19 protein-coding genes are annotated in these 23,166 nt (G+C 70.7%); 12 read left to right on the forward strand and 7 right to left on the reverse strand.

Annotated elements, in window-relative coordinates; all coding sequences use genetic code 11:
• Positions 1-83: 83 nt before the first annotated feature.
• Together ASF23_RS15180 and ASF23_RS15185 are read left to right on the forward strand one after the other, a co-directional pair.
• Complete coding sequence (locus ASF23_RS15180) at positions 84-1,244, forward strand: exonuclease SbcCD subunit D (protein ID WP_055955456.1); 1,161 nt, start codon at positions 84-86, stop codon at positions 1,242-1,244.
• A complete protein-coding gene (locus tag ASF23_RS15185) occupies positions 1,244-4,432 on the forward strand; it encodes an AAA family ATPase (protein WP_055955459.1) in 3,189 nt (1,062 codons plus the stop codon). Before ASF23_RS15180 ends, ASF23_RS15185 begins: the two co-directional genes overlap by 1 nt.
• A 14-nt stretch (positions 4,433-4,446) precedes the next feature.
• Here ASF23_RS15185 and ASF23_RS15190 read toward each other — a convergent pair whose 3' ends face one another.
• Genes ASF23_RS15190 through ASF23_RS15205 form a run of 4 tightly spaced genes read right to left on the reverse strand, consistent with a single transcriptional unit; the run spans position 4,447 to position 8,774 of the window.
• The gene (locus ASF23_RS15190; protein WP_082474210.1) at positions 4,447-5,352 is read right to left on the reverse strand and encodes an ABC transporter permease; all 906 of its coding nucleotides are present in this window, start codon (positions 5,350-5,352) and stop codon (positions 4,447-4,449) included.
• Positions 5,349-6,257: an ABC transporter permease gene (locus ASF23_RS15195; protein WP_055955462.1), complete on the reverse strand. Its 909-nt coding sequence runs from the start codon at positions 6,255-6,257 to the stop codon at positions 5,349-5,351. Before ASF23_RS15195 ends, ASF23_RS15190 begins: the two co-directional genes overlap by 4 nt.
• Positions 6,258-6,273: 16 nt before the next feature.
• Positions 6,274-7,527, reverse strand: coding sequence for an ABC transporter substrate-binding protein (locus tag ASF23_RS15200; protein ID WP_200919373.1), 1,254 nt, complete (start codon positions 7,525-7,527; stop codon positions 6,274-6,276).
• Positions 7,524-8,774: an ABC transporter ATP-binding protein gene (locus tag ASF23_RS15205; protein ID WP_082474211.1), complete on the reverse strand. Its 1,251-nt coding sequence runs from the start codon at positions 8,772-8,774 to the stop codon at positions 7,524-7,526. Before ASF23_RS15205 ends, ASF23_RS15200 begins: the two co-directional genes overlap by 4 nt.
• A gap of 364 nt (positions 8,775-9,138) precedes the next feature.
• Here ASF23_RS15205 and ASF23_RS15210 point away from each other — a divergent pair, with 364 nt between their 5' ends.
• Positions 9,139-9,540 (forward strand): hypothetical protein, encoded by a 402-nt coding sequence (locus ASF23_RS15210; RefSeq protein ID WP_055955464.1) that lies wholly within the window; start codon positions 9,139-9,141, stop codon positions 9,538-9,540.
• Positions 9,541-9,631: 91 nt separating this feature from the next.
• On the opposite strand, the gene ASF23_RS15215 is transcribed toward ASF23_RS15210, so the two are convergent.
• On the reverse strand, positions 9,632-11,059 hold the full coding sequence (locus ASF23_RS15215; RefSeq protein WP_055955467.1) for a gamma-aminobutyraldehyde dehydrogenase: 1,428 nt from the start codon (positions 11,057-11,059) through the stop codon (positions 9,632-9,634).
• Between the two features lie 136 nt (positions 11,060-11,195).
• Here ASF23_RS15215 and ASF23_RS15220 point away from each other — a divergent pair, with 136 nt between their 5' ends.
• The 3 genes from ASF23_RS15220 to ASF23_RS15230 are packed head-to-tail and all read left to right on the forward strand — an operon-like array spanning position 11,196 to position 14,544.
• Positions 11,196-11,666 carry an Lrp/AsnC family transcriptional regulator gene (locus ASF23_RS15220; RefSeq protein WP_156364551.1) on the forward strand — a complete coding sequence of 157 codons (471 nt, stop codon included), beginning with the start codon at positions 11,196-11,198 and terminating at the stop codon, positions 11,664-11,666.
• Positions 11,667-11,671: 5 nt separating this feature from the next.
• Complete coding sequence (locus ASF23_RS15225; protein ID WP_055955592.1) at positions 11,672-13,093, forward strand: aspartate aminotransferase family protein; 1,422 nt, start codon at positions 11,672-11,674, stop codon at positions 13,091-13,093.
• A gap of 47 nt (positions 13,094-13,140) precedes the next feature.
• Positions 13,141-14,544: an NAD(P)/FAD-dependent oxidoreductase gene (locus tag ASF23_RS15230; RefSeq protein ID WP_055955472.1), complete on the forward strand. Its 1,404-nt coding sequence runs from the start codon at positions 13,141-13,143 to the stop codon at positions 14,542-14,544.
• Between the two features lie 81 nt (positions 14,545-14,625).
• Here ASF23_RS15230 and ASF23_RS15235 read toward each other — a convergent pair whose 3' ends face one another.
• Positions 14,626-15,666 carry a ketopantoate reductase family protein gene (locus tag ASF23_RS15235; protein ID WP_162236776.1) on the reverse strand — a complete coding sequence of 347 codons (1,041 nt, stop codon included), beginning with the start codon at positions 15,664-15,666 and terminating at the stop codon, positions 14,626-14,628.
• A 181-nt stretch (positions 15,667-15,847) separates the two neighbouring features.
• Here ASF23_RS15235 and ASF23_RS15240 point away from each other — a divergent pair, with 181 nt between their 5' ends.
• The 3 genes from ASF23_RS15240 to ASF23_RS15250 are packed head-to-tail and all read left to right on the forward strand — an operon-like array spanning position 15,848 to position 19,013.
• Complete coding sequence (locus tag ASF23_RS15240; protein ID WP_055955477.1) at positions 15,848-17,152, forward strand: ABC transporter substrate-binding protein; 1,305 nt, start codon at positions 15,848-15,850, stop codon at positions 17,150-17,152.
• Entirely contained in the window at positions 17,149-18,123 is a 975-nt protein-coding gene (locus ASF23_RS15245) for a carbohydrate ABC transporter permease (protein WP_082474213.1), read from the forward strand. Before ASF23_RS15240 ends, ASF23_RS15245 begins: the two co-directional genes overlap by 4 nt.
• Positions 18,120-19,013 carry a carbohydrate ABC transporter permease gene (locus ASF23_RS15250; protein WP_082474214.1) on the forward strand — a complete coding sequence of 298 codons (894 nt, stop codon included), beginning with the start codon at positions 18,120-18,122 and terminating at the stop codon, positions 19,011-19,013. The genes ASF23_RS15245 and ASF23_RS15250 overlap by 4 nt, the downstream gene beginning before the upstream one ends.
• On the opposite strand, the gene ASF23_RS15255 is transcribed toward ASF23_RS15250, so the two are convergent.
• Positions 19,006-19,563, reverse strand: coding sequence for a TetR/AcrR family transcriptional regulator (locus tag ASF23_RS15255; protein ID WP_055955478.1), 558 nt, complete (start codon positions 19,561-19,563; stop codon positions 19,006-19,008). The genes ASF23_RS15250 and ASF23_RS15255 overlap by 8 nt on opposite strands.
• Positions 19,564-19,704: 141 nt before the next feature.
• Between ASF23_RS15255 and ASF23_RS15260 the strand changes: the two genes are divergently transcribed.
• The 3 genes from ASF23_RS15260 to ASF23_RS15270 form a co-directional block, all read left to right on the forward strand.
• On the forward strand, positions 19,705-20,385 hold the full coding sequence (locus tag ASF23_RS15260) for an NAD(P)-dependent oxidoreductase (RefSeq protein ID WP_055955601.1): 681 nt from the start codon (positions 19,705-19,707) through the stop codon (positions 20,383-20,385).
• 24 nt (positions 20,386-20,409) lie between these two features.
• Complete coding sequence (locus ASF23_RS15265) at positions 20,410-20,868, forward strand: GNAT family acetyltransferase (protein ID WP_055955480.1); 459 nt, start codon at positions 20,410-20,412, stop codon at positions 20,866-20,868.
• A 59-nt stretch (positions 20,869-20,927) separates the two neighbouring features.
• Positions 20,928-23,166, forward strand: a 2,239-nt coding sequence (locus ASF23_RS15270; protein ID WP_156364553.1) for a DUF7507 domain-containing protein, incomplete at its 3' end; no start/stop codon positions are given.

Below are 23,166 nucleotides of genomic sequence, written 5' to 3' on the forward strand. Positions count from 1 at the left end.
GCCGAGTCGCGGGATGTCCGTCGTCCCGTCTAGCGTGGCAGGCGTCCGGGTGGTCCGGACGGACGGAGCCGGAGGGGGCTGCCATGCGGATCCTGCACACCGGGGACTGGCACCTCGGGCGCACCCTGCTCGGCACGGACCTCCTCGACCACCAGGCGGCGTTCCTCGACTTCCTGGTCGACCTGGCCCGCGATCGTGCCGTCGACCTGGTGGTCGTCGCGGGGGACGTCTACGACCGCGCGATCCCGCCCGTCCCCGCCGTCCGCATGCTGTCGGGCGCGCTCGAACGACTCGCCGCGGTCGCGCCGGTCGTCGTGACGCCGGGCAACCACGACTCCGCCGTCCGGCTCGGCTTCGGCGCCGGTGTCATGCAGGACCGCGTCCGGATCCTCGCGGACGTCGGGGGGATCGGCACACCGGTGCTCCTCGACGACGCAGAAGGACCCGTCGCCGTGTACGGGCTGCCGTTCCTCGCGCCCGACATGGTGCGGCACGAGCTGTCGTCCGACCCGGCGACGCCGCTGCCCCGGTCGCACCAGGCGGTCGTGGGCGCTGCGATGGAGCGGGTCCGGGCCGATCTGGCCTCGCGTCCCGGGGTCAGGAGCGTCGTCGTCGCGCACGCGTTCGTCGGTGGTGCGGAACCGAGCGACAGCGAGCAGGACATCCGGGTCGGGGGCGTCGACCGCGTGGCCGAGTCGGTGTTCGACGGCATCGACTACGTCGCGCTCGGACACCTGCACGGCCCCCAGCGCGTCGGTGTCGGCGATCGCATCCGGTACGCGGGGTCCCCGCTGGCGTTCTCGTTCGGCGAGCGACACCAGCAGAAGTCCGTGACCGTCGTCGACCTGGGCGCGGACGGCGCGGTGTCCGTGGAGCTCGTCCGGACCCCGGTGCCCCGCCGCCTCGTCGATGTTCGCGGGACCATCGACCAGATCGAGTCCGGGGACTTCGCGGCCGATGTGGACGCGTGGGTCCGGGTGACGGTCACCGACGCCGCGCACCCCGACCGGATGTACGCGCGCGTCAAGGAGCGCTTCCCGTTCGCACTGTCGATCCTGCACGAGCCGGAGGGCGGCCTCATCCGGACCGGAGCCGCCGCCGTGACCGCGACGTCCGACCCCGTCGAGGTCGCCGCCGACTTCGTCACGTACGCCACGGGTGGCGCGCCCACCGAACTCGAGATCGGTCTCCTCCGCGACGCGTACGAGACCGCAGCCGCCGCGCTCAGCGAAGGAGCGCGCTGATGTACCTGCACCACCTGACACTCCAGGCGATCGGACCGTTCGCGGACCGCGTCGACGTCGACTTCGCGGCGCTCGGAGCCTCGGGGGTGTTCCTGCTCGAGGGCCCGACGGGATCCGGCAAGTCCACGATCATCGACGCCGTCGTGTTCGCGCTCTACGGGTCGCTCGCAGGCGACTCCTCCGGTACCAGCAGGGACCGACTGCACAGCCACCACGCGGCGCCCACCACCGAACCGTTCGTCGAGCTCGTGTTCCAGACCGCCGCCGGTGTCCACCGGGTGCGTCGGACGCCGGCGTACGACCGCCCGAAGCAGCGCGGGACGGGCACCGTGACGCAGCAGGCCTCTGCTCGGCTCTTCCGGCTCGCGGCACCCGACGACACCGTCGGTGAGCCGCTGTCCGACCGAGCGCCGGAGGTCGGCGCCGAGATCCTCCGCATCGTCGGGCTCGACCGCGCGCAGTTCGTCCAGACGGTGGTCCTGCCCCAGGGCGAGTTCGCGCGGTTCCTGCGCGCGCCGGGCGAGGACCGTCGGGCGCTGCTGCAGTCGCTGTTCGGCACCGAGATCTACGTCCGGACGGCCGAGGAGCTCGCAGCGCGGCGACGAGCGGCGATCGCGTCGGTGGAGCAGGCCGAGCATGCCGTCGCGGACGCGCTGAGCCGGTTCGAGGAGGCCTCCGGCCGCACCGAGCTCACGGAGGACGACGCGGCGGACGTCGTCCGGGTCCTCAGCGCGGCGTCCGAGCAGGCCGAGGCTGCTCGTGCCGACGCCGCAGGGGCGCTCGAGCGGTGTCGGGTCGTCGCGGAGGACGCCGCCCGTCGCTCCGCAGCACTCGATCGACGCCGGGAGTACCTGCGCCGTCGATCCGCCCTGGCGGACAGCGACACCGAGACCGACGCCGCGCGCGCCCGGCTCGCCGACGCCGAACGGGCCGGGCGCGTGCTCGCGATGCTCACCGGGCTCGACACCGCGCGTGCCGCAGCACAGAAGGCCGAGGCTGCTCGCGATGCCGCGGTCGACCGGCACGGGGCCACGATCCGCCGTGCGCTGCAGCCCGTCGGTGTCTCCGGCTCCGGCTCGGTCTCGGGCTCAGGCTCGGGCGTGGACCCGGCCTCGGGCCCGGCCTCGGGCCCGGGCTCGGCGTCCGACTCGGTCTCCGGCGACGGCCAGGGCGGCTCGGGCACGATCTGGTCCGGCACGGGGCAGTACGACGCCGATGGTCTCGCCGACCACGCGGCAGCGCTCCGCGAGGCGGTCGCGGGGGCCAGGCACCTCGTCGGCGTCGAGCGTGACCTCCCGGAACGGCGGACCTCGGCGGCCCGCCGCGAGCACACCCTGACCACGACACGAGACCGCCTCGCCGCGCTGTCCGACGAGCTCGACCGACGGCCGGACGAACGCGCGGGCCTCGTGACGGCCGCCGCCGCGCTCGCCGACCGTGCCGAGGACGCCCGTCCCGCGGAGCGTGCGCTCGCGGACGCCGAGGACACTGCGCGGCTCGTCGTGGCACTCGAGGCCGCGGGCGACCGGCGGGAACGTGCTGATGCCGCTCGACGGGCAGCAGCCGATGCCGCCCGCTCCGCGATCGCACACGAGGCCGATCTCCGGACACGCCGTGCGGCCGGCCTCGCGGGGGAGCTCGGCGCGGCGCTCGTGGATGGTGACCCGTGCCCCGTCTGCGGTGCCGTCGAGCACCCCGCCGTCGCGGCGCCGACCGACGAACACCCCGACGTCGACGCGGTCCAGGCCGCCACCGATGCCCGCGCCGCAGCCGACGCCCTCCTCGCCGATGCCGCCACGGAGTACGCGCTGAGCTCCGAGGAGCACCGCCGTCTGACCACGCAGGTGGGCGACGCGACCGCGGAGTCCGCGCTCCGGGCGATCGAGCTCGCCCGGCAGCGGGTCGCCGACGCCCGGAACGCCGGCGCCCAGCGGAAGGAGGTCGAGACGCAGGTCGCCGCGTTCGACCGGGGGACCGCCGAGCTCGAGTCCGACCGGCGTGCGACCGCTTCCGCCCTAGCCGGAGCAGAGGCGACACAGACCTCGGAGACCGCCTCGATCGCGCTGGACACCGCGGCCGTGGCCGAACGGGTGCGTGCGCTCCGCGGGTTCCGCGCTGCCTCCGCACCTCGCGATCCCGACGATGCGGGGGACTCCGCGGACGGCGCCCTCGCGGCCGCCGTGGCGCTCGTGGATCGGGACGCGTCGATCCTGGCCGACGTGGCCGAGGTCCTGACGGTGTCGGTCGCGGCCGGAGCGCAGTTCGAGGTCCGGGCCGTCGAGGTCGCGCGTGCCCTCGACGAGAACGACTTCGTCGATGCGGACAGCGCTCGGGCCGCAGCGCTCGGGCCCCAGGACGGTGCCGCTCTGCGCGACCGGATCGCCCGACACGACCGCGAGCAGGCCGTGGTCGAGTCGGTGCTCGCCGAGCCCGGGGTCGTCGCCGCGGCCCAGGACACCGCGGAACGCATCGACCTCGCCGGCGTGCAGGCGGCACAGACGTCGGCCGCCGGTGTGCTCGACGCCGCACGGGTCGCCGCGGTCACGAGCGCCGACCGGCTCGGCGCTGCGGGAGCACGTGCGGCGGGTCTCACCCGCGCCGTCGCGGCCAGGGAGTCGACGTCGGCCGCGAGCAGAGCTGTCGTCCGACTCGCCGACATCGCCGCGGCCGTCCCCGGATCGAACCCGACCGGGATCACCCTCGGGACCTACGTCCTGATGCGGCGGTTCGAGGACGTCGTCGCCGCCGCGAACAGCCGTCTCGGAACGATGCTCGGCGGGCGGTTCTCGCTGCAGACCTCCGACGAGCGGGAATCGTCCTCGCGGGCACGTCGGACGGGGCTCGCGCTGGCGGTCCTCGACCACGAGACGGGGCGACCGCGCGACCCGAAGAGCCTCTCCGGCGGTGAGACCTTCACGGCGTCGCTGTGTCTGGCTCTCGGACTCGCGGACGTCGTCCAGGCCGAGGCGGGCGGTGTCGAGCTCGGCACGCTGTTCGTCGACGAGGGCTTCGGCACGCTCGACCCGGAGACCCTCGACGGCGTCGTCGGGCAGCTCGCGCAGCTCTCGGCGGGTGGTCGTCAGATCGGCATCGTGAGCCACGTCGAGGAGCTCAAGCTGCGGATCCCCGACCGGGTGGAGGTCCGTCGGGCCCCGGGTGGCGGGTCGAGAGTCAACACGACCGTCTGACGGCCGTCCGCCGATCAGGCGTCGAGCGACCCCCGGGTCCGAGCGAACCGACGATTGAGTAGTCCGTTGAGCAGCGCGACGACGAGCCCGACCACGAAGATGAGCGTCCCGAAGCACAGCACCTGCGGCGGCATCCCGGCCTTCGCGGCACCGTAGACGAACAGCGGGAACGTCACCGACGGCCCGGCGATGAACGACGTGATGACGTAGTCGTCGATGGACATCGCGAGCGCGAGGAGCCCCGCCGCGAGCATGCCCGGCACGAGCAGCGGCAGCGTCACGAGCCGGAACGCCTGGAACGGTGTCGCGCCGAGGTCGCTCGCCGCCTCCTCGAGCACGTGTCCCATGCCCGAGATCCGGGCCCGGAGCACCACCACGACGTACGCGACGTCGAAGGCGACGTGCACGATCAGGATCGTCAGGAACCCGGTGCCGACCCCGATCGACAGGAAGAAGGACAGCGACGCCGAGCCGACGACGATCGACGGCGCGGCGATGTCCGCGAACACGACGGTCGAGACCGCACCGCGTCCGAACCACCGGTACCGCTCGAGGGAGAGTGCGAGCGGGAGCCCGATCGCCACCGAGACGACCGCGGCGACGACGGCGACGACGACCGAGGTGAGGAACGCCGACCCGAGGCCGCTCACCTGCGTCAGGTTCGCGTACCAGTACGTCGTGAACCCGTTCCAGGCGAACGTGAGCCGGTTCGTCGGGGCGTCGTTGAAGCTGTACGCGACCATGTACACGATCGGCACGAGGGTGATCCCGATGACGACCCAGTAGACGAGGGGGAGCACCCAGCGTGACCCGGCGCGGCGGCGACGGGCGGGACGGGGGCGGGCCGTGCCTCCCGTCCGGTCCGCGTGCGCGTGCGAGGACGCGACCGGTGTGGCGGGGGCGGCGGTGGTGGCGGTCATACGAGGTCCTCGATGTCGTCGGTGCCCGCGACCCGGGCGTAGAGGAAGAGGATGATGCCGAGCACGATCATCAGCACCGTCGACAGTGCGGCTGCGACGTTGTACTGCTGGTTGCCGGAGTAGGTGTCCTGGATCGCCTGGCCGATCGTGTACGTGTTCGTGCCGCCGAGGAGCGAGGAGTTCACCGGGTCGCCGACGGTGTCGATGAAGACCAGGAGCACCCCGGCGAAGATGCCGGAGCGGGACAGCGGGAGCGTCGTGTGGAAGAACGCACGGAACTTGTTCGCGTAGAGGTCGGACGCTGCCTCGGACAGCCGCGGGTCGATCCGCTCGAGCGCCGCGTAGATCGGCAGGACCATGAAGGCCAGGTCGTTGTACGCGTCGCCGAAGACCACCGCCCCGGACGTGCCGAGGATGTGGAAGTCCTTCGTCACGAGGTGCAGGTCCCGGAGCACCGTGACGACGGGCCCCTGCGACGCGAGCACGAACGCCCACATGTCGGTCCGGATGACGAACGACACGAGGAAGCTCACGAACACGAGCATGAGCAGCGGGCTCTTCCACCGCTCGGACACCCGGAACGCGATGAAGTACGCCACCGGGTACCCGACGACGATGGTGATGACCGTCGCTGCGGCGCCGTACCAGAGCGACCGGAGGAAGAAGGTCGCGTACGGCACCGTCGGGTCGACGAAGAGCGCGGAGTACACACCCCAGTTCCAGGTGAACGCGTAGCCGTCGTCGGGGTTCCCGGACATGAGCGACACGATGAGCCCGGAGACGAGCGGCACCACGAAGAAGAGCGCCAGCCAGGCGACACCGATGACCGCGAGCAGGTACGGCGTGCCCCGACGACGTGTCCGGGTGCGCGTGGGTGTTGCACCGGTGAGGACCGCCGCGGTCATGACCGGACCACCGAGCTCATGACTGGATCACCGCGTTGAAGAGGCTGTTCCACTCGGCGTACTCGTCGTAGTTCCGGAACACGGGGAACTCGTGCGAGTTCGACAGCACCTCGGCAGACGGGAACACGAGCGGGCTGTCTGCCACCGCAGCGTCGTCGAGTTCGTTCCGCACGTAGTCCTGCGCTCCCGGCACCGGGCAGACGTAGTTGACGTAGTCCTCGACGATCCCGGCGATCTTCGGCGTGTAGTAGAAGTCCATCCACGACAGTGCCGCCATCGGGTTCTCGGCCTGCCGCGGGATCATCATGTTGTCGTGCCAGGTCATCTGCCCCTCCTTCGGCGTGATGAACTCCAGGTGCGGGAACCCGGACTGCTGCGCCTGGAAGACGTCGCCGGACCATGCCTGCGTGATCCAGGTGTCGCCGTTCTCGAGCCGGTTGATGTAGCTCTGGTCGTAGTACCCGGCGACGAGCGGACGCTGCTTCTGGAGCCAGGCCTGCGCCTTCCGCCAGTCCTTCGGCGTCGACGAACCCGGGTCGATGCCGATGGCCAGCAGTGCGGCCGCCCCGATCTCGGTGTTGTCGCTGTACATGCCGACGCGGCCCTTGAATGCCGGGTCCCGCAGGTCCTCCCACGAGGTGATCTCGCGGTCGATGTACTTCGGGTTGTAGGCGATGCCTGTGAACCCGGTCTGCCAGACGAGCGAGTGCTTGTTGCCCGGATCGTAGTTCGGGCTCTTCACCGCGTCGGAGGCGTTGGCGGCGAAGTTCGGCAGCCGTGAGTGGTCGAGCTCGGCGACGAAGCCGTTCTTGATCATCTCGGTGAGCTCCCACCCGTTCGTCATGACGACGATGTCGTAGCCGGTCGCGCCGTGCGCCCGGAGGATCGGCGAGACGGTGGCGTAGAAGTTCGCGTTGTCCTGGATCACCGGCTGGTAGTCGACCCGGATCCCGGTCGCCTGCTCGAACAGCGCGATCGACTCGGACTTGCCGTGCGACGAGTCGATGTAGAGCGGCCAGTTCGCGAAGTTGAGCGTCTCGGTCTTCTTCGCATCCCGCCAGTACGCGGTCCAGTCGACGGGGTCCTCGGCCTGGGACGCCACCGACCCCTGGATGCTGCAGGCGCTCAGCAGCGCAGTGATCGCGGCGGCACCGCCGACCGCCGCGCCGCCGCGGAGCAGCTGCCGCCGGCTCATCCGCCGCTCGGTCATCCCGCGGACCAGGTCGGGCCGGAACGCGCCGTGGTCGGTGGTCTCCGGCTCGCCGTTCACGCGACCGCCTCCGCGGTCTGCGACGCGCGCGTCGCCGCGTCGGACTGGAGGCCCGGGGCCGCGTTGTCCGGAACGCTCGCCTCCGGTGCGGGGCAGGCCCCTGCCTCCAGTCCGAACCCGTGCTCGACCTGCCACGTGACCCACACCTCGGCGCCCGGGGAGACGACCGGGCCGAACACCATGTTCTGCGCGAACACGACGATCTCGCCGAGACCCGGGACGGCGATGAGGTACTGCGTGCTCACGCCGGAGAACGAGACGTCGACCACCCGGCCGGGTCCGACGGCGTTGCGGCCGGCGGTCGCCGGCGGGGCCTCGGTCCAGAGCAGGAGCTTCTCGGGCCGGATGCCGACGGTGATCCGGGTCCCGGCGGTGCCTGTTCCGGACGCGGCGGTGCCCGCTGCTTCGGCGCGGTCCGCCGGGATGCCGATGACGCCGGCCGGGGTCTCGACGACGAGGAGTGCGCCGTCGGTGCCGCGGACCGTTCCGGGGAACAGGTTCGACTGCCCGAGGAAGTTCGCGACGAAGGCGGTCCGCGGGAGCTCGTACAGCTCCTCCGGCGCACCCATCTGCTCGATCCGCCCCCGGTTCATCACGGCGACCGTGTCCGCCATCGTCATCGCCTCCTCCTGGTCGTGCGTGACGTGGAGGAAGGTCAGGCCGACCTCGCCCTGGATGCTCTTCAGCTCGAGCTGCATCTGGCGCCGGAGCTTCAGGTCGAGCGCGCCGAGGGGTTCGTCGAGGAGCAGGAGCGCCGGGCGGTTGACCACCGCGCGCGCCAGAGCGACGCGCTGCTGCATGCCGCCGGAGAGCTGCGCCGGGCGTCGGTTCGCGACCTGCTCGAGCTCGACGAGCGCCAGGGCCTCGCGTGCCTTGCCCATCGGGTCGGCGATCTTCCGACGCTTGAGGCCGAACGCGACGTTGTCGAGGACCGTCATGTGCGGGAAGAGCGCGTAGCTCTGGAAGACGGTGTTGACCGGGCGCTGGTGCGCCCTGGTGTCCGTGACGTCCGCGCCGCCGATGAGGATGCGCCCGGCCGAGGGCTCCTCGAGGCCGGCCACGAGCCGGAGCGTCGTCGTCTTGCCGCAGCCGCTCGGCCCGAGGAGCGCGAAGAAGGAGCCGGCGGGGATGGTGAGGTCCAGGTCCTCGATCGCCGTGTACCCCTCGGTCTTCCCGCTGCCGGGGAACTCCTTACGGAGCCCGACGAGCTCGAGATCGGCGCCGGACTCGGCGAATGCTCCTGGCATGTGTCCTCCTCGCACCTGGTCGGGTCGTCCCCGGTCGAGTCACCGTGGAGGGCCCGTCCGTTTCGGGTGGCCCCGATACTGGCACTGTCGCGACGGAAACCGGAAGTGCTGTAACAGGATGTTCACGAAATTCGTCAGTTTTGCGGTCCGTTGCGACTGATTTCGTCGTCATGTTCCACTCGAGCTGCGGTTTGCCGCAGCAATGCTGGTCGCTCCCAGCTGTGCGCGCAGGCATACGACACGCCCGGAATCGTCCACACGAAACCCGCAGTGAGTTCACGGCCTACGCTCTGGTGCACTGTGGCGGTCCATCGGGGCCGCCTCCACTTGTCGCAGCAGACACCATCACCGAGGGATCATCACCATGGCAAACACCACGTCCGGTCGTCCGACCAGCGTCACCGTCTCGTTCTTCATCTGGCTCGTCGTCGTCCTGATCGGCATCATCAACGGCATCATCGGCTTCGTCGGTGGCGGAGCCCAGCAGGCCGCCGACCAGGCCGGTGTCAGCAACATGGGCACCGGGATCGCGGTCGGGAGCGCGGTCATCGCGATCATCATCGCCGTCGTCGAGCTCATCATCGTCTTCAAGATGCGCGACGGCCGCAACTGGGCCCGCATCGTCCTGCTCGTCCTCGCGATCCTGCAGATCCTCGGCGTGTTCGGTGCCTTCTCCGTCGCGGGCATCATCGGCGTCGTCGCGGTCATCATCGCGACGATCCTGATGTTCGTCGGTGGCGCGAACGGCTACTTCCGCAAGCACTGACCCCCCACGCACCGCGAACCCGCACGTTCGTGTCGTTCACCCCCGGGTGGAACTGCACGAACGTGCGGGTTCGCTCGTTCCGGGGCCCGCGTCAGCCGATGTAGGACATCACGTGCTTGATGCGCGTGTAGTCCTCGAACCCGTAGGCCGACAGGTCCTTGCCGTACCCGGAGTGCTTGAACCCGCCGTGCGGCATCTCGGCGACGAGCGGGATGTGCGTGTTGATCCACACGCACCCGAAGTCCAGGTCCCGGGCGAACCGCATCGCCCGCCCGTGGTTCGACGTCCACACCGAGCTGGCCAGCCCGTACTCGACACCGTTCGCCCAGCGGAGTGCTTCGGCCTCGTCGGTGAACCGCTGCACGGTGATGACCGGGCCGAAGATCTCGTCCTGCACGGCCTGGTCGTCCTGGCGGAGCCCAGAGACGATCGTCGCCTCGTGGAAGTACCCGACGTCGCCCTGGCGGTGGCCGCCGAGCTCGATCGACGCGTGGTCGGGCAGCGAGTCGATGAACGACGACACCCGTGACAGCTGCGATGCGTTGTTGACCGGCCCGAACAGCACGTCGGGGTCCGACGGGGCACCGGTCCGCGCGTTGTCCGATGCGTACGCGGCGAGTGCGGCCACGAACTCGTCGTGGATGCCGGACTGCACGAGCAACCGCGTCGCCGCGGTGCAGTCCTGGCCGGCGTTGAAGTACCCGGCGGCGACGATCCCCGCGACCGCCGACTCGACGTCGGCATCGTCGAACACGATCACCGGGGCCTTGCCGCCGAGCTCGAGGTGCACGCGCTTGAGGTCCGACGACGCTGCACGGGCGACCGACATCCCGGCCTGGACCGACCCCGTGATCGAGACGAGCTGCGGTGTCCGGTGGTCGATCATCGCCGCGCCGGTCGTCCGGTCGCCGACGATGACGTTCAGGACGCCCGCGGGCAGGAACTCCGCCGCGACCTCGGCGAGCAGGAGCGTGGACTGCGGGGTGGTGTCCGACGGCTTCAGCACGGTGGTGTTCCCGGCGGCGACGGCGGGTGCGAACTTCCACACCGCCATGTTGAGCGGGTAGTTCCACGGCGCGACCTGGCCGACGACGCCGATGGGCTCGCGGCGGATGAACGAGGTGTGGTCGGCCATGTACTCGCCGGCCGACTTCCCCTCGAGGTTCCGCGCGGCGCCGGCGAAGAACCGGATCTGGTCGACCGACGCCAGGATCTCGTCCTCGACGAGCGAGGCCCGCGGCTTGCCGGTGTCCTGGGACTCGAGGTCCGCGAACTCGTCGGCCCGTGCCTCCATCGCGTCCGCGATCCGGAACAGTGCGAGCTGCCGTTCGGACGGGGTCGTCCGCTTCCAGCCCTCGAAGGCGGTCGACGCGGCACCGTACGCGGCATCGACGTCCGCGGCGCTCGACACCGGAGCGGAGGCGTAGACCTCCTCGGTCGCGGGGTCGATGAGGTCGATCGCCGAGGATGCGTCGGCCGTGGTGGACGAACCACCGACGAAGTTCTGGAGAGTGCGCATGTCCGCGATCCTAGAGGCAGACGGCACGAGGTCGACAGCCCGGAATCCACGATATCCGTTGTGGAACCACCGGAACGCGACGAATTCACTCGTCTGCGGTTGCGGCAGGTGTCGATCCGCTGTCATGCTGTCCGGCATGGCAGCGGCACCACGACGACCCGGACCGATCGACGACATCTCCAAACGCATCATCGAACAGCTCCAGGCCGACGGACGTCGCTCCTACGGCGAGATCGGCAAGGCGGTCGGGCTGTCCGAGGCCGCCGTGCGACAGCGGGTGCAGAAGCTCACCGAGACCGGCGTGATGCAGATCGTCGCCGTCACGGACCCGATGCAGCTCGGGTTCAACCGGCAGGCGATGATCGGCATCCGGGTCAGCGGGGACACCCGGAGCGTCGCCGATGCACTCGAGAAGCTCCAGGCGGTGGACTACCTCGTCCTCACCGCGGGCAGCTTCGACATCATGATCGAGGTCGTCTGCGAGAGCGACGACGACCTCATCGAACTGCTCAACAGCCAGATCCGCAGCCTCCCCGGCGTCGTCTCCACCGAGACGTTCGTCTACCTCCAACTCCGCAAGCAGCTCTACGACTGGGGAACCAGATAATGACGATGCAGCAGCCCACCCGCCTCGGCTCGTACGACCCCTTCGCCGCCGTCGACAACGACGCACTCCAGCAGAAGGCCAGGGACCACCTCTGGATGCACTTCGCCAGGCACGGCGGTGTCCAGGCGGGGGCCGAGGTCCCGATCATGGTCCGGGGCGAGGGGCACCACGTCTACGACTCGCACGGCAAGGAGTACATCGACGGCCTCGCGGGACTGTTCGTCGTCGCTGCCGGGCACGGGCGCAAGCGGCTCGCGGAACAGGCCGCCAAGCAGGCCGAGACGCTGAGCTTCTTCCCCATCTGGTCCTACGCGCACCCGGCGGCGATCGAGCTCGCGGACCGCCTGGCCGACCACGCGCCGGGCGACCTGAACAAGGTGTTCTTCTCGACCGGCGGTGGCGAGGCCGTCGAGACCGCGTTCAAGCTCGCCAAGCAGTACTGGAAGCTCCGCGGGATGCCGATGAAGCACAAGGTGATCTCCCGAGCGGTGGCCTACCACGGCACCCCGCAGGGTGCCCTCGCGATCACCGGCATCCCGGACATGAAGAAGGCGTTCGAGCCCCTCGTGCCCGGCGGCTTCCGCGTGCCGAACACGAACTGGTACCGGGCCGCCGAGATGGGCTTCGCGGGGGAGACCGAGGAGCAGTTCGGGGTGTGGGCCGCGGAGCGCATCCGCGAGATGATCGAGTTCGAGGGTCCGGAGACCGTCGCGGCGGTGTTCCTCGAGCCCGTGCAGAACTCCGGCGGCGCGTTCACCCCACCGCCCGGGTACTTCCAGCGCGTCCGCGAGATCTGCGACGAGTACGACGTCCTGCTCGTGTCGGACGAGGTCATCTGCGCGTTCGGCCGCATCGGCGAGATGTTCGCCTGCGACCACTACGGCTTCGTCCCGGACATGATCACGTGCGCCAAGGCGATGACGAGCGGGTACTCGCCGATCGGTGCGACGATCATCTCCGACCGGATCTTCGAGCCGTTCTCCACGGGCGACACGACGTTCTACCACGGGTACACGTTCGGCGGGCACCCGGTGTCCGCGGCGGTCGCGATGGAGAACCTCGACATCTTCGAGGAGGAGGGCCTGCTCGAGAACGTCCGGACGAACGCACCGCTGTTCAAGGCCGAGCTCGAGACCCTGCTCGACCTGCCGATCGTCGGTGACGTCCGCGGCGACGGGTACTTCTACGGCATCGAGCTCGTCAAGGACAAGGCGACGAAGACCACCTTCGACGACGACGAGTCCGAGCGGCTGCTCCGCGGGTTCCTGTCGAAGGCGCTCTTCGACGCGGGCCTCTACTGCCGCGCCGACGACCGTGGCGACCCCGTCGTCCAGCTCGCCCCGCCGCTCACCGTCGGACCGGCGGAGTTCCGGGAGATGACGAGCATCCTGCGGGGCGTCCTGTCCGAGGCCTGGACGAAGATCTAGCGACGACGACGACGACGACGCACGCCGAGACGACGACGGAGCACACCGTGGCCACCACCCGTCCGTACCGCGACCTGTCGTTCTGGCTCGACGCCCTCGTGACCGCTGGCCGGGACGACCTGACCCCGAGGCCGCCCCTCGACGGTGACACGACCGCGGACGTCTGCATCGTCGGGGCCGGCCTGACCGGGCTCTGGACCGCGTACGCACTGCTCGAGCGCGACCCGTCCCTGCGCATCGTGATCGTCGAGCAGGAGATCGCCGGCTTCGGCGCCTCGGGGCGGAACGGGGGCTGGTGCTCAGCCCTGTTCCCGCGGTCGGGAGCGGCGCTGGAACGCATGTCGGGCCTCCCGGCCGCGTCAGCGATGCGCGCTGCCATGCGTGACACGGTCGACGAGGTGGGCCGGGTCGTCGCCACCGAGGGCATCGACTGCGACTTCGTCAAGGGCGGGACCGTCCTCTACGCGCGGAGTGCGGTCCAGGACCGCGCCGCGCGCGCCGAGGCGACCGAGTCCGGACGGTACGGCGACCGGATCACGTACCGACCGGCGCGGGACGGCGACGCGACCGAGAGCGTCGGGGTCGCGTTCGACGCGGACTGCGCACGGGTGCAGCCCGCCGCGTTGGCACGCGGGCTCGCGGCCGTCCTGGAGGCCCGTGGCGTCGTGATCGCGGAACGCACCCCCGCCTCGTCCTGGGCCGGTGCGGGTCCGTCCGGATCCGCGGGTCCGCGCGGTGCCAGCGTCGTGACACCCCGCGGCGTCGTGAGCGCCGGCGCGGTCGTCATCGCGGTCGAGGGCTACGGCTCGCAGATCCCGCAGATCCGCCGGAGTGTGCTGCCGCTCTACTCGCTGATGATCGCCACCGCACCGCTGCCGCCCGATGTCTGGGACCGGATCGGGCTCGAGCACGGGCAGACGTTCTCCGACTACCGGCACCTGCTGGTCTACGGGCAGCGGACCGCCGACGACCGGTTCGCGTTCGGCGGCCGTGGTGCGCGGTACCACTGGGGCTCGACGATCGATCCCGCGTACGACCGAGCCCCGCAGGTGTTCGCGCACCTCCGTCGGACGCTCGGCGAGATGTTCCCGCAGATCGGCGACGTCCCGGTGACGCACACGTGGGGCGGGCCGCTCGGGGTCCCGCGGGACTGGTGCGCCTCGGTGACGTGGGACGGCTCGGTGGGGCGTGCCGGCGGCTACGTGGGAGACGGCCTCTCCACGACGAACCTCGCCGGACGGACGCTCGCGGACCTCGTGCTCGGGGTCGCGTCGCCGCTCGTGGACCTGCCGTGGGTGAACCACCGCTCGCCGGAGTGGGAGCCCGAGCCGCTGCGGTTCCTCGGGGCGAACGCGGGGCTCGTGGCGACGGACATCGCCGACCGCGAGGAACAGCTCACCGGCCGGAGGTCCGTGGCCGCGCGCCTGATGGGTCCGCTGACCGGGCACTGACTGCCCGGACCCGCTGGAGTGGCACCACCATCGGCGCATCGCACCACGGGTCACATGTGGTGCGATGCGCGAAGAGTGGTGTCATCCGAGCCTGAACTCCAGTGCCGCGAACTGCTCCCGGAGTTCCTCCACACCCAGGGTCCCGGGCTCGACGTGGTCCCGCGCCGCGACCCGGGCGAGCCGCTGCACGAGGGCGTTCCGCGGCGCCGTGGCCCCTGCTGCCCGGGCGATCCGCACGATCTCCCCGTTGAGGTAGTCCGTCTCGATCGACCCGGACCCGCGCGCGATCGACTGCCACGAGGACCCGCCGAGCGCGTGCTCCACCCCGGGGACCGGCCTGCTGTCGAACATGTCACCACGGCGTGCGCGTTCGTCTTCGTCCGAGGTCCACTCGATGCCCGCCGCCCGGTAGACCTCGACGGCCTCGTCACGGAGCGCCGTCGACAGGTCCCGGAACGACGCGTCCGGACCGAGGAGCGCCTGCAGCCCGTTCGACAGGTTCGTCAGGAGCTTGAAGTACTTCCACGGCATGACGTCCTGCTCGAGGTACACGTCGATGCCGGCCGTCGCGAAGTCCTCCCGCAGGGTCTCGAGCATCGAGTCGTCCGTCGGAGACCCGGATGCGGGGATCGGCCCGATCGTCAGGATGCCGATCGTCGGCGCGATCCGGACCACCACCTCGCCCGGCTCGAGGGACACCGCGGGCATCCACACCGTCACGCCGTACACCCGGGCGAAGTACCGGAGTGCGATCCGTTCCGCCTCGACGCCGTTCAACGCCGTGAACACCGGCAGCAGGGCCCCGGCGCTCCCCACGACGTCCCCGGACCCGTCGTGGACCGGCGCGTCCGCCCACTCGCGGAGCGCCTCGTCCGCCTGGTGGGTCTTCGTCGCGAGGATGAGCACGTCGTCCTCGCGGAGCGCCGCCCCCTCGGGCGACGTCGCGACGTCGACCCGGACAGTGGTGTCCTCGTCGGGGGTGCGGAGGCGCAGGCCACCGGACCGGAGCGCATCAGCGCGGCCACCCCTGGCGACGACGAGCGGCGAGTTCGGACTCCGCATCGCGAGGCGGGCCGCGATGGCTCCGCCGATGGACCCTGCTCCGATGATCACGTATCGCACCGGACCATCCGTACACCCCCGCCCCAGCGCCCGCTGGACACCGGCGAACACGATCGCGGCGGACCGGGCAGAGTCGGGACTGACTCGACGGTCCGTCGTGGAGTCGCCCCGTGTCTCCAGTCCGGGGCGCAGCACCTGCTCGTCCGGGGCGTCAGCCCCACCGTCACCGGGAGTCCTGCGCATGTCGATGAGCCGCCGCCGCTTCCTCGGAGTGGCCGGGGTGTCGGTCGGATCGATGGCCCTCGCCGGGTGCGGGTTCATCCCGCAGTCGTCCGGGTCGGAGGCCGACGCGGACACGCTCGCCTTCACCACGTGGGGCACCGACGACGAACTCGCCGGCTTCCGTGCCGCGATCAAGGACTTCGAGCGTGAGTACCCCGGCCGATCCGTGGCGCTGAACGCCGTGCCGTACGAGCAGATGTTCACGAACATCGACGCGCAGCTGCAGGCCGGCAACCCGCCAGACGTCTTCCGCGTGCCGTACTACACGTTCGGGGCGTACGCCGGGCGCGGCCAGCTCCTCGACCTCAGCCGCTCGCTGAACGCGGGCGTCGGCGACCGCTTCACCGACGCGGCGTGGGCGGCCGTGCAGGCGAACGGCAGGCCGTTCGGGGTGCCGCACCACACGGACACCTCGGCGATCCTCGTCAACACGAAGATGCTCCGGGACGCCGGGATCACGGAACTGCCGACGACCGCGGCGGACGCCTGGACCTGGGACGAGCTGGCGAGCAACGCGCAGAAGCTCCGCGACCGTCTGCCCGACAGCCGGTACCCGTTCGCGTACAACTGGCAGGGCAACGGCGTGACGCGGTGGCTGAACCTGTTGTTCCAGGCCGACGGGGCGTTCCTGGAGACCGATCAGAAGACCCCGGCGATCGACTCGGCGGCAGGTCGCGAGGCCGTGGCGTTCGCACAGCGGTTCTTCGACGAGCGCTGGGTGCCGAAGAACGATTCGATCAAGTCCGCGACCTACGCCAGCGACTCCTGGTACTCGGAGACCGTCGCGATGGTGTGGTCCGGCGGCTTCCAGATCCCGGACGCCGCGAAGACGCTCGACTTCGAGTGGACGGCGATCCCGGCCCCGCGGAAGGTCCGCGGGGGGAGTGACTTCGGCGGCAACGCCCTCGTCGCGACCGCACAGACGACGAAGCCGGACCTCGCGGCCTCCTTCCTGGACTTCGTGACACGGCGCGAGCAGATGCGGGACTTCTGCGCGAGGGCGTCGCTGCTGCCGACCCGGCGCGATCTCGGCGACGGTGACTTCCGGTTCACCGTGCGCCCCGAACTGACGCCGGTGTTCCTGGCGCAGGCGGGGACGATCGAGCCGCAGGACGTGGCGCAGGTCGCGTCCCCGGACATGTCGGCGATCATCACGGTGCTGCAGAACGGGCTCGAGGACGCGTTCGTCGGCGGCACGAGCGCCGCCGACACGGTCGCGTCGCTCGCCGAGGGCATCGCTGCCGCGACAGGAGGAGCACGATGACCGCAGCCGGGGCGGAGCAGGCCGGGAGGCCCGGGGCAGCCGGGCAGGCGGGTCGCGTCCGCCCTGACGGGCGTGGGCACAGGCGTGGGCGAGGGCATGGGCGCATCGGCGCGGAGAACCTCGCCGGGTACGCGTTCATCGCCCCGAACATGGTCCTGCTCGGCCTGTTCGTGCTCGTGCCGCTGGTCGGGGCCTTCGTCGTCAGCTTCCAGCGCACGAACGGGTTCGGCGCGGGGGAGTGGATCGGCGCGGCGAACTACACGCGCCTCGTCACGGACCCGCTGTTCTGGCGCGCGCTCGTCAACACCGTCCTGTTCACGGTCCTCGTCACGCCGATCTCCATGGCGCTCGGACTGCTCGCCGCGACGCTCCTGAATGCCTGGATCCCGGCCAGGGGGCTGCTCCGGTCGATCATCATCATCCCGATGGCCGTGTCCGGCGTGGCGACGGCGCTCATCGGCGTCCTCGTCTTCGACCAGAACAGCGGGATCCTCGACAAGCTGCTCCGTGCAATGGGTCTCCCCGCCGCCCTGTGGCAGTCCGACCCGGTGCCGGCGTTCGCGTCCGTCGTCCTCGTGACGATCTGGTGGCGCATCGGGTTCAACATGCTCGTGTACCTCGCCGGGCTGCAGGGGATCGGCCCGGACCTGCCGGAGGCCGCGACCCTCGACGGCGCGAACACCTGGCAGCGGTTCCGCTCGGTGACGGTGCCGCTCCTCGGCCCGTCGACGTTCTTCCTCGTGGTCCTGAACGTCGTGTACTCGTTCCAGGTGTTCGACATCGTGTTCGTGCTGACCGGCGGCGGGCCCCGGAACGCCACCTCGGTGCTCGTCACCTACGCGTACGACACCGGGTTCGTGACGCGCGACCAGGGCTACGCGGCGGCGATCGGGATGGTGCTGCTCGTGCTGGCCGTCGCGTTCACGATCGTGCAGTGGAAGACCTCCCGCACGAAGGACGTCGTCGAATGACCGCTTCGCAGGCACCCCGATCCGTGTCCGCGCGCCCGGGCCGGCCGAGCGGGCCCCGTCCGCGGAGGCCGCACGGCCGTCGCCGCCTGACGGTGCTCCGCACCCTCGTGGTGCTCGTCATCGCCCTCGTCGTGATCGCACCCCTGTACTGGATGCTCGTGGTGGCGCTGTCACCGCGCGCGGAGCTCCTCGGCGGCGCGCTCCGGGTGTGGCCCCGCACGCTGACACTCGAGAACTTCGAGCGGGTGTTCTCGGCGTTCCCGGTCGTGGAGTGGCTCGGGAACTCGACCGCGATCGCCGTGTCCGTGGCCGTCCTCACGACCGCGGTGAACCTGCTCGCCGGCTACGCGTTCGCGCAGCTGCGCTTCCGGGGCTCCACAGTGCTGTTCTTCATCGCACTCGCCACGCTGACCATCCCGGTGCAGGTCATCATGGTCTCCCTCTTCCGGATCGTCACGGGTCTGCAGCTCTACGGCACCTACTGGGCCGTCATCCTGCCGAGCGCCGCATCTGCGTTCGGGCTCTTCCTCGCGCGGCAGTTCCTGCTGAGCATCCCGAAGGAGCTCATCGAGGCCGCCAGGCTCGACGGCGCCGGGCACTTCACGGTGTTCATGCGCGTCGTGCTGCCGATCTCGAAGCCGCTCGTCGCCGTGCTGTTCTTCATGAGCCTGCTGTCGTCGTGGAACGACTTCGCGTGGCCACTCATCGCGCTGCGGGAGAACCGGCTCTTCACCCTGCCGATCGGGCTGCTGTACCTGCAGGGCCAGTTCAACTCGGACTACGGGGCGACGATGGCCTTCGCGCTCATCGACATCGTGCCGATCCTCATCGTCTTCCTGGTGTTCCAGCGGTTCTTCGTGCAGGGGTTCGCGCGCAGCGGCATCAAGTGACCGGGCCGGTGGGGCCTGCGCCGAGCATCGTCGACACCGCGTCCCGCACCAGCGACTCGCCCTGTGCCGGGGTGACGCGGTGGCCGGAGACGAACGTCGAGATGCCCTGCAGGGTCGCCGCGAAGAGCAGCTTGCGGTGTGTGCCGATGACCCCGTCGAGCACCGCGAACAACCGGGCTGCCGCGTCCTGGACGGGCCTCGTCGGCGCGCTCGTCCCGACGGCGAACATCAGCTCCATGAGCGCGGCGTCGGCGACGGCGAAGTCGACGTAGGCCTGCCCGACACGGACGAGTCGGTCGGCGAGCAGCCCCTCCGTCGCGAGTGCCGATCGGACGTCCTCCGTCAGACGCATGAACCCCCGTTCGGCGAGAGCGTCGAGCAGCGCCTGCCGGTCGACGAAGTGACTCCGTGGAGCGCCGTGACTCACCCCGGCACGCCTGGCCAGCTCACGGAGGGACAGGCCGTCGACCCCGGAGTCCCGGAGCAGGGCCTCCGCCTGGTCGAGGAGTTCAGCCCGGAGGTTCCCGTGGTGGAAGGGCTGGGGTGTCATGGAGTCATCCTAGTGAGCACTAGGCATTGACTAGATAGTAGACAGTGCCTAGATTGGGATGCGCGGCCGTCGGTCATGACGCGCCGCTCCGCGATCGTGATCCATGCCCGCGGACCGGTGCTCGACGACAGGACGACAGACATGGTTCCCCAGCACACACTCGTGGTGTTCGGCGGCACGGGCCAGACGGGCCGGCACCTCGTCCGGCGCGCGCTCGAGGAAGGTCACCAGGTCCGTGCGATGGTCCGCGACCCGTCCACGATGCCGGCGGAGCACCCCGCGCTGACGGTCGTCCGCGGAGACGTGGGCGAGCGGCACGGACTCGACCAGGTCCTGGACGGACTCCTCGACGGCGCGGACGCCGTCGTCTCGATGCTGGGGGACGCCGCCGCCCAGCGGACACGCCGCATCAACACCGAGTTCGTGCAACAGCTCGTGCCGGCCATGCGACGGAGCGGCGTCGCCCGGTTCCTGTACCAGGCGGGTGGCCTGAGCGCTCCCCCCGGCGGTTCGCTGCCGCCCGCGCTGCGACTCATCCGCGCGACCATCGCCCGCGGGTACATCGGCCAGCACGAGGACAACGAGGCCGTGATGCGCCACCTGGTCGACGAGGCCTCGGATCTCGAATGGGTGGTGCATCGGGCCGGGATCGGCGGGGACGGTCCCTCGAAGGGTGTCCTCCACCGATCGACGAAGTCGCCGAGCATCGCGACGTTCCGGGACTGCGCCGAGTACGACCTGCGGACCGTGCTCGACGCGTCCGCCGTGCACACCTGTGACTTCAGCTCCTACCGCGCGGCCGGGACACCGCTCGGTCGGTGACCGGCGCCCCGCTAGCGTTGGGCGATGGACGCCCCCGAGATCGTCTTCCGCCGGTTCGAGCCAGGTGACACCGAGGCCATCGTCGCGCTGTGGACCGAGTGCGACCTGATCCGCCCCTGGAACGACCCGCGCCGTGACATCGCCCGCAAGCTGACGGTGCAGCCCGAGCTGTTCCTCGTCGCCACCCCGGCCGACGACCGCGCGACGATCCTCGGAGCGGGCATGGCCGGCTTCGACGGGCACCGTGGCTGGGTGAACTACCTCGCCGTGTCACCCTCCCTGCAGCGCTCGGGCCTCGGCCGCCGCTTCATGGCGGAGTTCGAACGATTGCTCACCGCGATGGGCTGCCCGAAGCTCAACCTCCAGGTCCGCGCCGGCAACGAGCAGGTCATCGCGTTCTACGAGACCCTCGGGTATGCGGACGACCGGACCGTCTCGCTCGGCAAGCGCCTCATCGCAGACGGTGCCGACCGACACGACTGATATCCCTTCGCTGACATGTGGTATATTTACAGGACATCCGTTCCTGACGATTGCGATCCATGTCTCGTTCTGCACTGCCGGCCCGCGTTCGGCTCGCCCTCCGCTCTCCGTTCCGACCGATGCTCGCCGCCGTCCTCGCGTCGACCGTCGGCATCGGCGGCGGACTGCTCGCTGCAGTGCCAGCGAATGCCGCTGAACTGCACTTCCCGTTCGCCACCGACTTCGCATCGGCGGACGGCGGGACGCTGACGGGTTCGGCGGTCGTCACGGACAACAAGCTCCGGCTGACGCAGGCGCAGACGGGTCAGGCCGGTTCCTGGGCCACCGACGGGGTGTTCCCGTCGAGCCTCGGCGTCGACGTGTCCTTCTCGTACGGCATGTACGGCGGATCGGGAGCGGACGGCTTCGTGGCCTACCTCGCGGACGGCGCTGCCAGCCAGGGCGTCGGCGCACCCGGAGCCGGACTCGGCTACTCGTGCGCACCCTCCGGCGGGCCGAGCGGACCGTGCACCGTGGCGGGTGTCCCCGGTGGCTACGTCGGAGTCGGGTTCGACCAGTTCGGGAACTTCTCCAACGCCCTCGGCAACTCGGGCCCTGGGCAGCGCAGCAACCAGGTCGTCGTTCGTGGCTCCGGCGACGGCACCGCCGGCTACCGCTACGTCACGGGCGTCGCAGCACCCGGAGGATCGCTCAGCACGGGCAGCGCGACGGGTGCCCGTGACGTCCGCATCACGATGCAGCCGGACGCGGACGGTGTGTTGCGACTCTCGGTCCGGAGCAACACCGGCCCCGGGACCCCGATGGCCGTCATCATCGACAACGTCGCTGTGAGCGGAGCCGGTCAGGCCGCTCTGCCGCCGACGCTCCGTCTCGGTTTCGCGGGGAGCACCGGAGGCTCGACGAACGTCCACGAGATCAGTGCCGTGCGCGTCGCGGTCCCGACGGACCTCTCGGTGACCCAGGACTTCCCGACGAGCGTCGCCGCAGGGACCGACGTCCGCTCCACCTTCACCGTGCGGAACCACGGCCAGAACGCGGCACCCGGTGCCGTCGTCACCAGCACCGTCCCGGCAGCACTGCAGAACGTCCGGTGGACGTGTGCGCCGGCAGCCGACACCGTCTGCACCGATCGGAGCGGCACCGGCAACGACATCCGCGCCGCCGTCGATCTCCCGGTGGGGGGATCCGCCGAGTACACCGTCACCGGCACGCTCCCGAAGACCGCGACGGGTACCCTCCGCAGCAGGGTGCACGTCGAAGCGCCCGCGGACCGTGCCGACGCCGAGCCCGACGACAACACCGTCACGTCGACGGCCCGCGTCGTCGCGAACACGGACGTCACCACCACCAAGTCGGCCGCGCTGCTCGACGGCGATGCCGCCCTCATCCCGGGTGGTGACTTCGAGTACACCGTCACCGCGAAGAACCAGAGCACCTCGCCCGCCTCGGACGTCGCCGTCCACGACACGCTCCCCGACGGTGTCTCGTTCGTCGGCTCCGCGGACCAGTGCACCGCGGACGGGCAGGACGTCACCTGCACGTCGGCCACTGACCTCGCCGCCGGCGCAGACCGCTCCTTCACGTTCCGCGCGCACCTCGCCGAGGGCTTCACGGGCGGTCGAGACGACGCCGTGAACATCGCGACCGCGTCAGCGAGCACGGACCGCGACGGCGGCGAGTCCTCCCGCCCGGTGCCGCTCCCCGCGCCGTTCCAGGCCGCAGCACCTGCCGGCGAGGTCAGCGCCGTCCGCGAGTCCGCCCAGCTCGTCCCCGGCGGTTCCGTCGAGTACCGCGTCACCGTGCGCAACACGGGGAACGTCCGACTCGATGATGTGGCCGTGGGCGTCTCCGCCGGCGGTACCGCCACCTGCGACACCGTCACGCTCGGCGCCGGCGCCTCGACGACCTGCACGAGCACCGCGACGGTCACCCAGGACGACATCGACGCCGGGCGCATCACCCGCAAGTTCACCGCGGGTGCGACCAGCCCCGCCGGAGCAGCGGTCGCGCTCGGTTCGGACTCCGTGACGACGACGATCACGGCCGCGCCGCAGGGTTCGTCGGCGATCGTGTCGGATGCTGCCGGGTCGGAGATCGTCGCCGGGCAGGAGGTCGGGTACACCTCGACGTTCAGCAACACCGGGAACGTGACGCTGTCGGGTCTGACGGTGACCGCGACCCTCGGGGCGAAGCCGTCGTGCTCGGTCGCGACGCTGGCGCCGGGTGCGGATGCGACGTGCACCGGCTCGTACCGGGTCACGCAGGCTGATGTCGACCACGGCTCGATCGTGCAGTCCG

Origin of the sequence: Curtobacterium sp. Leaf261, from assembly GCF_001422205.1 — a bacterium.
Taxonomy (GTDB): Bacteria; Actinomycetota; Actinomycetes; order Actinomycetales; family Microbacteriaceae; genus Curtobacterium.

Coding starts and splice junctions, on each gene's coding strand:
- ASF23_RS15180 (WP_055955456.1), top strand. CDS start 84: ATGCGGATCCTGCACACCGGGGACTGGCACCTCGGGCGCACCCTGCTC.
- ASF23_RS15250 (WP_082474214.1), top strand. CDS start 18,120: ATGACCGCTTCGCAGGCACCCCGATCCGTGTCCGCGCGCCCGGGCCGG.
- ASF23_RS15195 (WP_055955462.1), bottom strand. CDS start 6,257: ATGACCGCGGCGGTCCTCACCGGTGCAACACCCACGCGCACCCGGACA.
- ASF23_RS15260 (WP_055955601.1), top strand. CDS start 19,705: ATGGTTCCCCAGCACACACTCGTGGTGTTCGGCGGCACGGGCCAGACG.
- ASF23_RS15210 (WP_055955464.1), top strand. CDS start 9,139: ATGGCAAACACCACGTCCGGTCGTCCGACCAGCGTCACCGTCTCGTTC.
- ASF23_RS15240 (WP_055955477.1), top strand. CDS start 15,848: ATGTCGATGAGCCGCCGCCGCTTCCTCGGAGTGGCCGGGGTGTCGGTC.
- ASF23_RS15265 (WP_055955480.1), top strand. CDS start 20,410: ATGGACGCCCCCGAGATCGTCTTCCGCCGGTTCGAGCCAGGTGACACC.
- ASF23_RS15220 (WP_156364551.1), top strand. CDS start 11,196: ATGGCAGCGGCACCACGACGACCCGGACCGATCGACGACATCTCCAAA.
- ASF23_RS15245 (WP_082474213.1), top strand. CDS start 17,149: ATGACCGCAGCCGGGGCGGAGCAGGCCGGGAGGCCCGGGGCAGCCGGG.
- ASF23_RS15215 (WP_055955467.1), bottom strand. CDS start 11,059: ATGCGCACTCTCCAGAACTTCGTCGGTGGTTCGTCCACCACGGCCGAC.
- ASF23_RS15205 (WP_082474211.1), bottom strand. CDS start 8,774: ATGCCAGGAGCATTCGCCGAGTCCGGCGCCGATCTCGAGCTCGTCGGG.
- ASF23_RS15225 (WP_055955592.1), top strand. CDS start 11,672: ATGCAGCAGCCCACCCGCCTCGGCTCGTACGACCCCTTCGCCGCCGTC.
- ASF23_RS15255 (WP_055955478.1), bottom strand. CDS start 19,563: ATGACACCCCAGCCCTTCCACCACGGGAACCTCCGGGCTGAACTCCTC.
- ASF23_RS15190 (WP_082474210.1), bottom strand. CDS start 5,352: ATGACCGCCACCACCGCCGCCCCCGCCACACCGGTCGCGTCCTCGCAC.
- ASF23_RS15185 (WP_055955459.1), top strand. CDS start 1,244: ATGTACCTGCACCACCTGACACTCCAGGCGATCGGACCGTTCGCGGAC.